Here is a 13,518-nt window from a genome sequence, read left to right as displayed (position 1 = left end):
AACTCCACAGCGCAAGCAACACCGACCGACCCGGAAGGAGAGCCATGCCCACACGTCCCTGCCCCCTGGTCGCGGTCCGTCTCATCGGCTCGACCGCCACCGTCAAAGCTCACGCCGCGACGATCGCGGCCCAACTCACCGCTTACTACGGCCGCGAACGGGTCACCTGCCGCACCGGCACCCGCAACCCCGCCGGCTACAGCGGCGAAAGCCGCACCTACATCACCCTCACTCCGAAGGAGGCACCACATCGATAGGAGCCTGGTCCCGATCGTTCCGAAGTGGCATTCCCCGGCCGAGGTCGCCGCGATCCTCGGCTACGGCTTGTCCAAGGTGAAGATGAAGATTGCCACCGGGGAACTGCGCTCGATCAAGGACGGCAAGTACCGCCGCATCCTGCCGGAATGGATCGATGAGTACATCCAGATCCAGATCGAGCGACAGGATGCGGCCTGATGCCTGGCAAACGCGCCAACGGCGAAGGGTCCATCTTCCCGTACCGCAACGGGTTCGGCGCCTACGTCTGGGTCACCAAGCCCGATGGCAAACGGGACCGCAAGTACGTCTACGGGAAGACCCGCGACGAGGTTCACGACAAGTGGGTGAGGCTGCACCAGCAAGCCAGGGCCGGTCCGGTTGCCACCAATGTCCCCACGGTGGCGAGCTATATGACGTACTGGCTCGCCGAGATCGTGGAGCCAAATCTCGCCCCGCTGACCTACGCCACGTACGAGACGCTGAGCCGCCTGTACATCGTTCCCGGCGTCGGCACCAAGCGACTCGACGGGCGGCTGTCGGTACGAGACGTCCAGACCTGGCTCAACAAGGTCGCGAAGACCTGCCAGTGCTGCGCGCAGGGGAAGGACGAACGCCGGTCAGCGAAGAGCCGCAAGTGCTGTGCGGTTGGCCGCTGCTGCCAGGACCTTCCCGCGGCTCGCACCGTCAAGGGAATCCGCGCCGTCCTCCGCTCGGCGCTCTCGCAGGCTGTCGTGGAGGAGCTGGTCGCAAAGAACGTCGCAGCCCTTGTGAAGCTCCCACCGATCCGCAACCGCAAGGGCAAATCGTGGAGCAGTGAGGAAGCACGCGCGTTCCTGGAAGCCTCCCGCGATGACGACGATTACCTGTACGCCGCCTACGTCCTGGTGCTCGTGCTCGGTCTGCGCAAGGGAGAAGTCCTCGGCCTCACCTGGGACCACATCGAATGGGACAGCTGGGATAAGCCGTGCGCCACCCATGGCGAAAGGTTCTGCGAGCACTGCCGCGACAACCACGACATCAGCCTCGTCATCGACAAGCAGCTCCAGCGGGTACGCGGCCGGCTGCTGCACCGGGCCACCAAGACGGAGGAGTCCGACGCTCCCCTTCCGCTGCCGGCCATCTGCGTTACCGCGCTGCGGCACCGCTGCCAACAACAGGAGGCCGCACGAGAGAGAGCCGGCGACGCCTGGCACGACACCGGCATGATCTTCACGACCCGCTACGGACTGCCGGTCGAACCACGCAACTTCAACCGCTCCTACGACAGCCGCATCGCCCGTGCCGGCATTCGAAAGATCACCGTTCACGACGCCCGACGCACCTGCGGTTCGCTGCTGGTCGACCTGGACGTGCACCCCCGGGTCGCGATGGCGATCCTGCGGCACGCGGACTTCTCGATCACGATGGAGATCTACAGCCAGGTCTCGTCGAAGACGACCCGTGAAGCTCTGCGGAGGCTCGGGGAAAGCCTCGATCAATGAGCCGTTGCTGTACTTCGCTGCTGTACAAGATCAGAAATGGCCACCCGGAAGAATCCGAATGGCCTCTGACCTGCGTCGGGACGGCCGGATTCGAACCGACGACCCCTTGACCCCCAGTCAAGTGCGCTACCAAGCTGCGCCACGTCCCGCCCCCGCGTGGTTTCCCCCGCGGCAGCCGGTACAGCTTAGCGCAGCAGCCGGCGCCCTTCCGCGCAGGCCCCACCCCGGTGGCGGTACCACCTAACCACCCCACAACCCCTACGGCGTCCTAGGAAGATAGGGGTGGCTGGGCAGGAAAATGCCGGATGGGCAAAAACCCATCCGGCATTTTCTAAAGAACAGATCAGCCGTGCGCCTTGCCCCGCCCGCCGGGGCCGAGCTTCTTGCGCGGGCGGACCGAGATCTCGATCGGGCTGCCCTCGTACCCGAACTCCTCGCGGAGCTTGCGCTCGACGAAGCGCTGGTAGCCGGCGTCCAGCGGGCCCGTGGTGAAGAGCACGAACCGCGGCGGCGCCACCCCGGCCTGGGTGGCGAACAGGATCCGCGGCGCGCGCCCACCGCGCACCGGGTGCGGGGTGGCCTGCACCAGCGCGGTCAGCCACTGGTTGAGGTGCGCGGTCGGCACCCGGGTCTCCCAGCTGGCCAGCGCCTTGTTCAGCGCCGGGGCGAGCTTGTCGACGGCCCGGCCGGTCATCGCCGACAGGTTCAACCGGATCGCCCAGGGGATGCGGCGCAGCTCCCGGTCGATTTCCTTGTCGAGGTAGTACCGGCGGTCGGCGTCGACCAGGTCCCACTTGTTGAACGCGATGACCAGCGCACGGCCACTCTCGGTCACCATCGACAGGATCCGCTGGTCCTGCTCGCTGATCGGTTCGCTGGAGTCCAGCAGCACCACGGCCACCTCGGCGGCCTCGATGGCGGCGGCGGTACGCAGGCTGGCGTAGTACTCGGTGCCACTGGCCTTACCGACCCGCTTGCGCAGGCCGGCGGTGTCGACCAGCTGCCAGGTCTGGCCGCCGATCTCGACCAGGCTGTCCACCGGGTCGACTGTGGTGCCGGCGACCGAGTCGACGACCGCCCGCTCCTCACCGGAGAACCGGTTGAGCAGGCTGGACTTGCCCACGTTCGGGCGGCCGACCAGCGCCACCCGACGCGGCCCGCGCGGCCGGTTCTCCACGATCGCCGGCGCCTCGGGCAGCGCGGCGAGGATGGCGTCCAGCAGGTCGCCGGACCCTCGCCCGTGCAGCGCGGAGATGGGGAACGGTTCGCCGAGGCCGAGCGACCACAGCGAGGTGGCCTCCATCTCGATGGAGGTGTTGTCGGCCTTGTTCGCCACCAGGATCACCGGCTTGGCGCTGCGCCGCAGCATCTTCACCGCGGCCTCGTCCACGTCGGTGGAGCCCACCATCGCGTCGACCACGAAGAGCACCACGTCCGCGGTGACCACGGCGGTCTCGGCCTGCGCCGCGATGGCCGCGGCCCGGTCCTTCGCGTCCGGTTCCCAACCGCCGGTGTCCACCACGGTGAACGCCCGGCCGTTCCACTGGGCGTCGTACGGCACCCGGTCCCGGGTCACCCCGGGTACGTCCTCGACGACTGCCTGCCGGCGGCCGATGATCCGGTTGACCAGCGTGGACTTGCCCACATTGGGGCGACCGACGACGGCCACCACCGGCTGCGGGCCGGACGGTTCCTCGACGGCGACGTCTGGCTCACGCAGCTCGACCCATCCAGCACCCTCGCTCATGCCACGCCCCGTTCGGTGAGCAGGTCGCGCAGCCGGGCCACGACCTCGTCGATGCCCAGCTCGGTGGTGTCCAGCACCACCGCGTCCGGCGCCTGGGCGAGCGGGTTGACCTTGCGGGTCGAGTCGAGCCGGTCCCGGCGGGCCAGGTCGGCGGCGGTGGCCGTCACGTCGGCGGCGTCCTCGGCGCTGCGGCGGGCCGCCCGGGCCGCCTCGGAGGCGGTCAGGAAGACCTTCAGGTCGGCGTCCGGCGCCACGACCGAGCCGATGTCACGGCCCTCGACGACCATCCGGCCGGCGTTGGCGATCATCTCGCGCTGCCGGGCGACCAGCAGCTCGCGGACCGCCGGCACCGCGGCGACGGCGGAAACCGCCCCGGTCACCTCGGGACCGCGGATCTCCGCGTCCACGCTCACGCCGTCGGCGGTCACGCCGTACCCCTGGGGGTCGGTGCCGATGCGCAGGTCCACCTCGCCGGCGACCTTCGCCACCGACGCGGCGTCGGTGAGGTCGACGCCGGAGCGCAGCACGGCCCAGGTGATCGCCCGGTACATCGCCCCGGTGTCCAGGTAGCGCGCACCGATGCCAACGGCGAGCCGCCGCGAGACGGTGGACTTACCCGAACCGGACGGCCCATCCACAGCGACCACACATCGCCCGGCCCGTACGTTTTCCTCCACCGTGTCCTCCTCAGCCCGTACCTCACGGATCGCCCGGTGCTGGCGCCGCAAGCGGTTGTCCATCGTCATCAATCATGCCCGGGGCCCGTGGCGGACCCGCGCGCGACGCCGCCGGGGGCGACCCACGCCACCCGAGCGGCCACGCCTCGGCCGTTCCGGAGCCTACCGGCAGCCGTACCCCAAACTCGGGGGTCAGTCACCCACCGCGTTGAACAGCGCGGCGACCTCGGCGTTGGTCAACCGCCGGATCCGCCCGGTACGCAGGTCACCCAGCCGGATGGGCCCGATCGAGGTACGCACCAGCCGGGTGACCGGGTGTCCGACCTCCTCCATCAGCCGCCGGACGATGTGCTTGCGCCCCTCGTGCAGGCTCAGCTCCACCTGGGCGGTCTTACCCAGAGTGTCCACCACCTTGAACGAGTCGACCTTGACCGGCCCGTCCTCCAGCTCGACGCCGGCCAGCAGCCGCTTGCTCAGGTTGCGCGGGATCGGCCCGACCACCTCGGCGAGGTAGGTCTTCAGCACCTCGTACGAGGGGTGCATGAGCTTGTGCGCGAGAGTGCCGTCGTTGGTGAGCAGCAGCAGGCCCTCGCTGTCCGCGTCGAGCCGCCCAACGTGGTAGACCCGCTGCTCCACCCGGTTGCCGATGAACTCGGCCAGCTCGTTGCGTCCCTTGTCGTCCGCCATGGTGGTAACCACCCCGCGCGGCTTGTTCATCGCCACGTAGACCAGGCGAATGTCGACCTGGAGGCGCTCGCCGTCCACGTGGATCACCGCGGTGGCGGGGTCGACCTTGTCGCCCAGCTTGGCGACGCGCCCGTCCACCGTGACGCGGCGGCGGAAGATCAGGTCCTCGCAGGCGCGCCGGGAACCCACGCCAGCGGCGGCGAGCACCTTCTGCAGGCGCTCTGCCCCTTCGAAGACGGGGGCGTCGGGTTTCGGGGAACGGTTATCGGGTCGCATCGGCAAGCTCTTCTACGTCGTCGGGCAGGAAGGGTGCGAGTGGCGGCAGCTCGTCGACGGTGTTCAGCCCGAGCTTCTCCAGGAACAGCGTGGTGGTCCGGTAAAGGAACGCCCCGCTGTCCGGTTCGGTGCCGCACTCCTCGACAAGGCCGCGGGTAACCAGCGTACGGATGACCCCGTCGCAGTTCACACCCCGGATGGCCGAGATGCGCGATCGGGTCACCGGCTGCTTGTAGGCGACCACGGCGAGGGTCTCCAGCGCCGCCTGGGTCAGCCGCACGGACTGCCCGTCCAACACGAACCGTTCGACATAGGTCGCGTATTCCGGCCGGGTGTAGAGCCGCCAGCCGCCAGCCGCCCGGCGCAGCTCGAAACCGTGCCCGGCGGCGGTGTAACCGGCGGCGATCTCGTCGAGCATCGGCCCGACCCGCTCGGCCGGCTGTTCCAGCACCTGGGCCAGGACCAGCTCGCTGACCGGCTCGTCGACCACCAGCAGGATCGCCTCCAGCGCGCCGCGCAGCTCGGCGTCGGACAACTCCGGCGCGGGCTCCGGCGCGGCCGGCGCCCTTCGCCGCCCCACAACCGACCGAGGGGGTACGTCCCCAGCCACGCCCTCCCCCACGGCCCCGTCAGCCTCACCCGCGCCGGCCTCGCCGGCCTCCTCCGCGATCTTGGAAGATTCCGGCCCCGGGAGGGGCGGTTCGCTTCCAAGATCTCCGGCAGGGGTCGGCTCGGCGGTGCCGGGTGGGGACGGGATCAGCTCGCTGACAACGGGTGGGGACAGAGCCGGCTCGGGGGTGGCGGGTGGGGTCGGCTCGCCGTCGCGGTCGGCGTCGGCGTCGGGAGTGGCATCGGCGTCGGCGTCGGGGGTGGAGGCAGGCGGGCGGGGGCGTTCCCACGGGGGGATCCAGGCGGCGGCCTGGTCGGCCAGGGAGTCCCGGCGTTCCTCGTCACTCATCCCGCTCGCCCTCCGTCGTTCCCGTCTCGTCCGATCCGCCGGCTTGCCTCGCCCGCACCGGGTCCGGCTCCAGCTCGGCGACACCCGCCGGATCCAGCTCGGCGACACCCGCCGGATCCAGCTCCGCCGTACCCACCGAATCCAACTCGGCCGCACCCGCCGGCTCCGGGTCGGCCGGGGTGCCGGCGTACTCGTCGACGTGCAGGTCCGTGTCGCCGTCGGTCGGGCCGGTCCAGCGCACGGTCAGCTCTTCCAGAGCCTGCTCCTGCACGAAGGCCACCAACCCCTCCCGGTACAGCTCCAGCAGCGCGAGGAACCGGGCCACCACCTCCAGGGTGGCCTCGCAGTCGGCGCAGAGCAGCGAGAAGGTGGCGGTGCCGGCCCGGCGCAGCCGGGTGGCGAGGATCCCGGCGTGCTCCCGGACGCTGACCCGGACCATGTGTACGTGGGCGATGGAGACCTCCGGCACCGGCTTCGGGGTCATCGCCTTCACGGCCAGCTTCAACAGCCGCTGCGGGCCGATGCCGAGCACCAGGTCGGGCAGCGCCTCGGCGTACCGGGGCTCCAGGCTGACCGCCCGCGGATAGCGCCGACCGCCGACCGCCTCCAGCTCGGCGATGTGCGCCGCCGCCTCCTTGTACGCCTTGTACTGCAACAGCCGGGCGAAGAGCAGGTCCCGTGCCTCCAGCAGGGCGAGGTCCGCCTCGTCCTCTACCTCGGCGGCGGGCAGCAGCCGGGCCGCCTTCAGGTCGAGCAGGGTCGCGGCGATCAGCAGGAACTCGCTGGCCTCGTCGAGGTCCCACTTGTCGCCCATGGCCCGGATGTAGGCGATGAACTCGTCGGTGACCTTGTGCAGGGCCACCTCGGTGACGTCGAGTTTGTGTTTGCCGATCAGTTGCAGCAGCAGGTCGAACGGGCCGGTGAAGTTGGCCAGCCGCACGGTGAAGCCGGGGGCGCTCGGCGGGTCGGCGGGCAGTACGCCGTCGACCTCGGCGGCCAGCTCGGCGGCGACCGCCGGGGCGGCGGCCTCGTGCGGCCCGGCCGGCGGGTCGAGGGGTGGCGCGGTCACCGGACGACCGTAGTCCACGAGGCGGGCACCGGGCGTTCCGGCTACCGCTCCGACTGGGCGGCGATCACCTCACGGGCCAGTTGGCGGTAGTTGCGTGCCCCGGAGGACGCCGGGTCCAGTGTGGTGATCGGGGCACCGGCCACGGTGGACTCGGGGAACTTCACCGTCTTGGTGATGACCGTCTGGTAGACCTTGTCGCCGAACGCCTCGACGACCCTCTGCAGCACCTGCCGGCAGTGCGTGGTGCGGCTGTCGTACATGGTCGCGAGGATGCCCTCGAGCTCCAAGTCGAAGTTGAGCCGCTCGCGCACCTTGTCGATGGTGTCCAGCAGCAGCGCTACGCCGCGCAGGCTGAAGAACTCGCACTCGAGTGGGATGAGCACGCCGTGCGCGACGGTCAGCGCGTTGATCGCCAGGAGGCCGAGCGAGGGCTGGCAGTCGATCAGGATGTAGTCGTATTCCTTGCGGACCGTTCGCAGCACCCGGGCCAGCGCCATCTCCCGGGCGACCTCGTTGACGAGCTGGATCTCGGCGGCGGAGAGGTCGATGTTGGCCGGCAGCAGGTGCAGCCCCGCCACGTCGGTCTTGATCACGACGTCTTCGGCGACGATGTCGTCCTGCATGAGCAGGTTGTAGATGGACAGGTCGAGGTTGTGCGGGTTGACCCCCAGCCCCACCGAGAGCGCGCCCTGCGGGTCGAAGTCGACCAGCAGCACCTTGCGGCCGTACTCGGCCAGCGCCGCGCCCAGGTTGATGGTGGTGGTGGTCTTGCCGACGCCGCCCTTCTGGTTGGCCATCGCGATGATGCGCGCCGGGCCGTGCCGATCGGTGGGCATCGGCTCGGGGATCGGCTTGCGCATCGTGTATGCCGCCGGATCTGCCGGACCCAGGTCCGCACCGAGCGTGGCCTGCTGCTCGCGGAGCTCCGACGTCCAGGTCTCGGCACGGTCACCGTTGCCAGCCATGTGCTCGTTGCCCCCTCCCGACGACCCACCCGGCGTCGGAGCCGTCCGACGTCCTTCGCGGCGCCGCTGCGCACCCCGGTCGTGTCGCCCCAGGAGGTCCGCGCCGATGCCGACTGTACGCCACCGACCAGCAGGGGCTTCGGCACCGGCCCGGCGTGTCGGGACCGACCGCGACCGGGCTCAGCCCCGGGCACGCGGGTGGGCGGTGGCGTACACCTCGCGCAGCCGCTCGACGGTCACCAGTGTGTAGACCTGGGTGGTGGTCACCGACGCGTGCCCGAGCAGTTCCTGGACCACCCGCACGTCGGCGCCGCCGTCGAGCAGGTGGGTGGCGTACGAGTGGCGCAGGGTGTGCGGGGAGACCGCGGCGGGCCCGTCGACCGGCAGCCCGGCACGGCCGGCCGCGCGGCGCAGGATGGCCCAGGCGCCCTGCCGGGTCAACGCGCCGCCGCGGGCGTTGAGGAAGACCGCCGGGGTGCCCCGGCCGGCCGAGGCCAGCCCGGGCCGGGCCCGAACCAGGTAGGCGCGCACCGCCTGCACGGCGTAACCGCCGATCGGCACCAGGCGCACCCGGCCGCCCTTGCCGCGCAGCAGCACGGTGCCCTCGTCGGCGTCGAGGTCGTCGACCGCGGCGCCGACCGCCTCGGAGATCCGCGCGCCGGTGCCGTACAGGAATTCCAGCAGCGCCCGGTCGCGCAGCGCGAGCGGCGCGCCCTCGCCGCTCGCGGTGACCGGGCCGGCGGTCTCCAGCAGCCGGACCACGTCGTCGACCGGCAGCGCCCGGGGCAGCCGGCGCGGCGGGGTGGGTGGGCGGACGTCGCGGCTGGGGTCGGCCCCGGCCAGCCCCTCGCGCAGCGCGAAGCGGTGCAGGCCGCGTACCGCGCTGGCCGCGCGGGCGGCGGAGGAGACCGCCAGCGGCGGGTGCGCGTCGTCGCCGGCGCGCAGCCGGGCCAGGTGCGATTCGACGACGCCGGCGCCGACCGACGCGAGGTCGGTGATGTCGGCGTCCACCAGGGTGGTGAGGTAGCGGTCCAGGTCCCGGCGGTACGAGGCGAGGGTGTTGGCGGACAGGCCCCGCTCGACGGTGAGGTGGTCGAGGTAGCCGCGGACGGCACGGCGCAGGGCCGGCGCGGGCTGCTCGCCCGCGCCGGCCCCGTCCGCGATGCCGGTCAGCCCGCCGCCGCTCAGGCCAGCACGTCGGCCAGCGGGAGCACGTCCATGCCGTGCGACTCGGCGACCGGGCCGTAGGTCACCCGGCCGTCGTGGGTGTTCAGGCCCAGCGCCAGCGCCGGGTCGCGACGCAGCGCCTCGCGCCAGCCCTGGTTGGCCAGCTCCAGCGCGTACGGCAGGGTGACGTTGGTCAGCGCGTAGGTGCTGGTGTTCGGCACCGCGCCGGGCATGTTCGCCACGCAGTAGAAGATCGACTCGTGCACCTTGTAGACCGGGTCGGCGTGCGTGGTGGGGCGCGAGTCCTCGAAGCAGCCACCCTGGTCGATGGCGATGTCGACCAGCACGCTGCCCGGCTTCATCCGGGAGACCAGCTCGTTGGAGATCAGGGTCGGCGCCTTGGCGCCGGGCACCAGCACCGCGCCGATGACCAGGTCCGCGTCGAGCACGGCCCGCTCGATCTCGTACGCGTTGGAGGCGACGGTCTGCAGGTGGCCCCGGTAGATGGCGTCGGCCTGGCGCAGCCGGGCGACGTTCTTGTCCAGCAGCAGCACCTCGGACTGCAGGCCCAGCGCGATCACGGCGGCGTTCATGCCGGACACGCCGGCGCCGATGACCACGGTCTTGGCCGCGTACACCCCGGAGACGCCGCCGGGCAGCACGCCGCGCCCACCGCCGGTGCGCATCATGTAGAAGGCGCCCACCTGCGGGGCGAGCCGGCCGGCCACCTCGGACATCGGGGCGAGCAGCGGCAACGACCGGTCGGGCAGCTCGACGGTCTCGTACGCGATGCCGGTGACCTTCCGGTCGATCAGCGCGTCGGTGCACTCCTTGGAGGCGGCCAGGTGCAGGTAGGTGAAGAGCACCTGCCCCTCGCGCATCCGGTGGTACTCCTCGGCGATCGGCTCCTTGACCTTGAGCACCAGCTCGGCGGTCTCCCACACCTCGTCGGCGGTGGCGAGGATCTTGGCGCCCGCCGTGGCGAACTCCTCGTCGCTGATGCTGGAGCCGATGCCGGCGCCGGACTCGACGAAGACCTGGTGACCGCTGCGGGTGAATTCGTTGACGCCCGCCGGCGTGATCGCCACGCGGTACTCGTGGTTCTTGACCTCGCGCGGGATTCCGACCTTCACGATGCAGACACCTCTCTTCGGGGCTGCTCTCCCCCGACTGCTCGGTGCCGCGACGGCCCCGTTGCCACCGCGGTCCACCGGTCCCGCCGGCGGCAGTCTAGGCGCGCCCGACCCCGCCGCGGGCCAGCACAGTGGCATCCGGTGCCGGGGTGACCTGACGGAGTGTCAGGGCATCGACCGGGTCGGCGGTGGGGGGCAACCTCAGCCGTCAGGACAATGTTCGCCCATTATCGTCCCATCTGGTGGGTCCCGCTGCGGACAGCGGGCGAGTGGATCACTAATGTGTCGGCCCATGACCACTCCTCCTTACCAGCCGGGGTACCCCCAGGGCGTCTCCGACAAGAGCAAGGTCGTCGCGGGCGTCCTCGGCATCCTGCTCGGCTTCTTCGGCGCCGGTCGGTTCTACATCGGCGACATCAAGATCGGTGTGCTGCAGCTCGTCGTGAGCGTGTGCACCCTCGGCTTCGGCAGCATCTGGGGCCTCATCGACGGCATCCTCATCCTGGTCAACGGCGGCACGGACGCGCAGGGCCGGCCGCTGCGCGACTGATTGACCGGACCAGGACAAGGGCCCCGCGGCACGCGTGCCGCGGGGCCCTTTCGCGCGTACCCCTCGCCGGTGCCGCCCGGGTGCGGTCCGGCGGCGACCTCTCAGCGCGGCAGCGGTGCGTCCGCGCGACGCAGCGCCGACCAGCCGGTGTCCCGGGCGCGGGCCGCGGCCAGCAGCCCGGCCACCGCGGAGGCGTTGGTGATCTCGCCGGCCAGGACCATGCCGACGGCCTCGTCCAGGTCGATCCGCACGACCTGGAGGTCGGCCTCCTCGTCCCGGCGGTCGTGGCGCTCGCCGGCCGGCACGTCGGCCAGGTCCCGGGCCAGGTAGACCCGGACCATCTCGTCGGTGAACCCGGGCGAGCTGTGCAGGTCGACCAGGACGTCGATCCGCCCGGCGGTGAGGTCGGCCTCCTCGGCCAACTCCCGCAGCGCGGCGGCCGGCAACTCCTCGCCGGACACGTCCATGAGCCCGGCCGGCAACTCCCACAGGTGCCGGCCGACCGGATGCCGGTACTGGCGGATCAGCACCACCTGGCCGGCGTCGTCGAGCGCCACCACGGCCACCGCCCCGACATGCCGGACGAGGTCACGCATCGCGGTCCCGCCGCCCGGCATGGTCACCTCCTCGCTGACCACGGCGAAGATCCGGCCCTGGTAGCGCTCCTCGCGCGAGCGCACCTGGTAGCGGTGCTCGACGGCGCTTCGCGCCGCGCCGCTGTGCCCGTTGGCCCGCTCGCCGCCCTCGCTCACGACGCGGACGACGCCTTCGTCGCGGCGCCGTTGCGGGCGGCCCGACGCGCCGTCGGGGCCTCCGTCGCCGCGTCCAGGTCGACCGGAAGCTGGTCGGCCTGCGAGTACGCCACGGCGGCCTTGACGAACGAGGCGAACAGCGGGTGCGGGCGGGTGGGGCGGCTCTTCAGCTCCGGGTGCGCCTGGGTGGCCACGAAGAACGGGTGCAGACCCCGGTCCAGCTCGATGAACTCGACCAGCCGGCCGTCCGGCGAGGTGCCGGAGATGTGCAGGCCCGCCTTGGTCAGCGCGTCCCGGTAGGCGTTGTTCACCTCGTACCGGTGCCGGTGCCGCTCGCTGATGTCGGTGCTCCCGTACGCCTCGGCGACGATCGAGCCCTCGGTCAGCGTCGCCGGGTACGCGCCGAGCCTCATCGTGCCGCCCAGGTCGCCCTTGCCGGCGACGATGTCCTCCTGGTCGGCCATCGTGGCGATGACCGGGTGCGCGGCCTGCTCGTCGAACTCCAGCGAGTTCGCGCCGTCCAGGCCGGCCAGGTGCCGGGCCACGTCGATGGTCATGCACTGCAGGCCGAGGCAGAGGCCGAGCAGCGGGATGCCGTTCTCCCGGGCGTACCGGGCGGTGCCGATCTTGCCCTCGATGCCGCGCACCCCGAAACCGCCGGGGATGAGGATGCCGTCCACGCCCGCCAGGGCCGCCGCGGCGCCGGCCGGGGTGACGCACTCGTCGCTGGGCACCCAGCGCAGCTGCACCCGGGCGCGGTGGCCGAACCCGGCCGCCCGGATCGCCTCGCTCACCGACAGGTACGCGTCGGGCAGGTCGACGTACTTGCCGACCACCGCGACGGTGACCGTGTGCCGGGGCCGGTGCACCCGCTCCAGCAGGTCGTCCCAGCTGGTCCAGTCCACGTCCCGGAAGGAGAGCCCGAGCCGGCGCACCACGTACGCGTCCAGCCCCTCGCGGTGCAGCACCTTCGGGATGTCGTAGATGCTCGGCGCGTCCGGCGCGGCGACGACCGCCTCGGCGTCCACGTCGCAGTAGAGCGACAGCTTCTCCTTGAGCTTCTCCGGGATCTCCCGGTCGCAGCGCAGCACGATGGCGTCCGGCTGGATGCCGATGTTGCGCAGCTGAGCCACCGAGTGCTGGGTCGGCTTGGTCTTCAGCTCACCCGACGGCGCCAGATACGGCACCAACGAGACGTGCAGGTAGAAGCAGTTGTCCCGGCCAAGGTCGTGGCGGACCTGGCGGATCGCCTCCAGGAACGGCAGCGACTCGATGTCGCCGACCGTGCCGCCGACCTCCGTGATCACCACGTCGGGGACGTGGCCGTCGTCGTCCGGGTCGCCCATCGCCAGGATCCGGGACTTGATCTCGTTGGTGATGTGCGGGATGACCTGGACGGTGTCGCCCAGGTACTCGCCGCGCCGCTCCTTGGCGATCACGTCGGAGTAGATCTGGCCCGTGGTGACGTTCGCCTTGCCGGACAGCGCCCGGTCCAGGAAACGCTCGTAGTGCCCGACGTCGAGGTCGGTCTCGGCGCCGTCCTCGGTGACGAAGACCTCGCCGTGCTGGAACGGGTTCATCGTTCCCGGGTCGACGTTGAGGTAGGGGTCGAGCTTCTGCATCACGACGCGCAGCCCGCGCGCGGTCAACAGGTTGCCGAGGCTGGAGGCGGTGAGGCCCTTACCCAGCGAGGAGGCGACGCCCCCGGTGACGAAAATGTGCCTGGTCGTCCGTGCTGATGGGGCCAAGGCCTGCTCCCGTGTCGTCTGTCGCGGTCATGCAGACCGCCGTGCTTGAT

The 13,518-nt window shown here is 71.2% G+C and carries 14 protein-coding genes and 1 tRNA gene; 4 read left to right on the top strand and 11 right to left on the bottom strand.

All coding sequences use genetic code 11. The annotated features are described in order from the left end of the window. Positions 1–44: 44 nt before the first annotated feature. The 3 genes from ACFYPS_RS29995 to ACFYPS_RS29985 are packed head-to-tail and all read left to right on the top strand — an operon-like array spanning position 45 to position 1,739. A complete protein-coding gene (locus tag ACFYPS_RS29995) occupies positions 45–257 on the top strand; it encodes a hypothetical protein (protein WP_387328743.1) in 213 nt (70 codons plus the stop codon). Positions 258–261: 4 nt separating this feature from the next. Continuing rightward, the gene (locus ACFYPS_RS29990; protein ID WP_387328822.1) at positions 262–456 is read left to right on the top strand and encodes an excisionase family DNA-binding protein; all 195 of its coding nucleotides are present in this window, start codon (positions 262–264) and stop codon (positions 454–456) included. Beyond that, a complete protein-coding gene (locus ACFYPS_RS29985; protein ID WP_387328740.1) occupies positions 456–1,739 on the top strand; it encodes a tyrosine-type recombinase/integrase in 1,284 nt (427 codons plus the stop codon). Before ACFYPS_RS29990 ends, ACFYPS_RS29985 begins: the two co-directional genes overlap by 1 nt. Positions 1,740–1,814: 75 nt before the next feature. Here ACFYPS_RS29985 and ACFYPS_RS29980 read toward each other — a convergent pair. From ACFYPS_RS29980 to ald, 9 genes are all read right to left on the bottom strand, one after another. After that, positions 1,815–1,888 (bottom strand) — tRNA-Pro (locus ACFYPS_RS29980). Positions 1,889–2,082: 194 nt separating this feature from the next. After that, on the bottom strand, positions 2,083–3,486 hold the full coding sequence (gene der / locus ACFYPS_RS29975; protein WP_354968489.1) for a ribosome biogenesis GTPase Der: 1,404 nt from the start codon (positions 3,484–3,486) through the stop codon (positions 2,083–2,085). Then, positions 3,483–4,163 carry a (d)CMP kinase gene (gene cmk, locus ACFYPS_RS29970; protein ID WP_354968509.1) on the bottom strand — a complete coding sequence of 227 codons (681 nt, stop codon included), beginning with the start codon at positions 4,161–4,163 and terminating at the stop codon, positions 3,483–3,485. The genes der and cmk overlap by 4 nt, the downstream gene beginning before the upstream one ends. A 192-nt stretch (positions 4,164–4,355) precedes the next feature. Continuing rightward, positions 4,356–5,126 carry a pseudouridine synthase gene (locus ACFYPS_RS29965; RefSeq protein WP_387328737.1) on the bottom strand — a complete coding sequence of 257 codons (771 nt, stop codon included), beginning with the start codon at positions 5,124–5,126 and terminating at the stop codon, positions 4,356–4,358. Further along, positions 5,113–6,084 carry an SMC-Scp complex subunit ScpB gene (gene scpB, locus ACFYPS_RS29960; RefSeq protein WP_354968491.1) on the bottom strand — a complete coding sequence of 324 codons (972 nt, stop codon included), beginning with the start codon at positions 6,082–6,084 and terminating at the stop codon, positions 5,113–5,115. The genes ACFYPS_RS29965 and scpB overlap by 14 nt, the downstream gene beginning before the upstream one ends. Further along, positions 6,077–7,153, bottom strand: a complete 1,077-nt coding sequence (locus ACFYPS_RS29955; protein ID WP_354968492.1) for a segregation/condensation protein A — start codon at positions 7,151–7,153, stop codon at positions 6,077–6,079. Before ACFYPS_RS29955 ends, scpB begins: the two co-directional genes overlap by 8 nt. A 41-nt stretch (positions 7,154–7,194) precedes the next feature. Further along, complete coding sequence (locus ACFYPS_RS29950; protein ID WP_354968493.1) at positions 7,195–8,118, bottom strand: AAA family ATPase; 924 nt, start codon at positions 8,116–8,118, stop codon at positions 7,195–7,197. Positions 8,119–8,298: 180 nt separating this feature from the next. After that, positions 8,299–9,291 (bottom strand): site-specific tyrosine recombinase XerD, encoded by a 993-nt coding sequence (locus ACFYPS_RS29945; RefSeq protein ID WP_387328817.1) that lies wholly within the window; start codon positions 9,289–9,291, stop codon positions 8,299–8,301. 11 nt (positions 9,292–9,302) lie between these two features. Continuing rightward, positions 9,303–10,418 (bottom strand): alanine dehydrogenase, encoded by a 1,116-nt coding sequence (gene ald, locus ACFYPS_RS29940; RefSeq protein ID WP_074318651.1) that lies wholly within the window; start codon positions 10,416–10,418, stop codon positions 9,303–9,305. A 226-nt stretch (positions 10,419–10,644) separates the two neighbouring features. Between ald and ACFYPS_RS29935 the strand changes: the two genes are divergently transcribed. Then, positions 10,645–10,968 (top strand): TM2 domain-containing protein, encoded by a 324-nt coding sequence (locus tag ACFYPS_RS29935; RefSeq protein ID WP_387328814.1) that lies wholly within the window; start codon positions 10,645–10,647, stop codon positions 10,966–10,968. A 101-nt stretch (positions 10,969–11,069) separates the two neighbouring features. Here ACFYPS_RS29935 and ACFYPS_RS29930 read toward each other — a convergent pair whose 3' ends face one another. Together ACFYPS_RS29930 and ACFYPS_RS29925 are read right to left on the bottom strand one after the other, a co-directional pair. Then, positions 11,070–11,720: an NUDIX hydrolase gene (locus tag ACFYPS_RS29930; RefSeq protein ID WP_354968494.1), complete on the bottom strand. Its 651-nt coding sequence runs from the start codon at positions 11,718–11,720 to the stop codon at positions 11,070–11,072. Continuing rightward, positions 11,717–13,468 carry a CTP synthase gene (locus ACFYPS_RS29925; protein WP_074318649.1) on the bottom strand — a complete coding sequence of 584 codons (1,752 nt, stop codon included), beginning with the start codon at positions 13,466–13,468 and terminating at the stop codon, positions 11,717–11,719. Before ACFYPS_RS29925 ends, ACFYPS_RS29930 begins: the two co-directional genes overlap by 4 nt. Positions 13,469–13,518: the final 50 nt, after the last annotated feature.

The organism is Micromonospora sp. NPDC005087 (assembly GCF_042872965.1).
Classification (GTDB): Bacteria; Actinomycetota; Actinomycetes; order Mycobacteriales; family Micromonosporaceae; genus Micromonospora.
This window is presented reverse-complemented; position numbering and strand designations above follow the sequence as displayed.

Coding starts and splice junctions, on each gene's coding strand:
- ACFYPS_RS29965 (WP_387328737.1), bottom strand. CDS start 5,126: ATGCGACCCGATAACCGTTCCCCGAAACCCGACGCCCCCGTCTTCGAA.
- der (WP_354968489.1), bottom strand. CDS start 3,486: ATGAGCGAGGGTGCTGGATGGGTCGAGCTGCGTGAGCCAGACGTCGCC.
- scpB (WP_354968491.1), bottom strand. CDS start 6,084: ATGAGTGACGAGGAACGCCGGGACTCCCTGGCCGACCAGGCCGCCGCC.
- ACFYPS_RS29985 (WP_387328740.1), top strand. CDS start 456: ATGCCTGGCAAACGCGCCAACGGCGAAGGGTCCATCTTCCCGTACCGC.
- ACFYPS_RS29995 (WP_387328743.1), top strand. CDS start 45: ATGCCCACACGTCCCTGCCCCCTGGTCGCGGTCCGTCTCATCGGCTCG.
- ACFYPS_RS29950 (WP_354968493.1), bottom strand. CDS start 8,118: ATGGCTGGCAACGGTGACCGTGCCGAGACCTGGACGTCGGAGCTCCGC.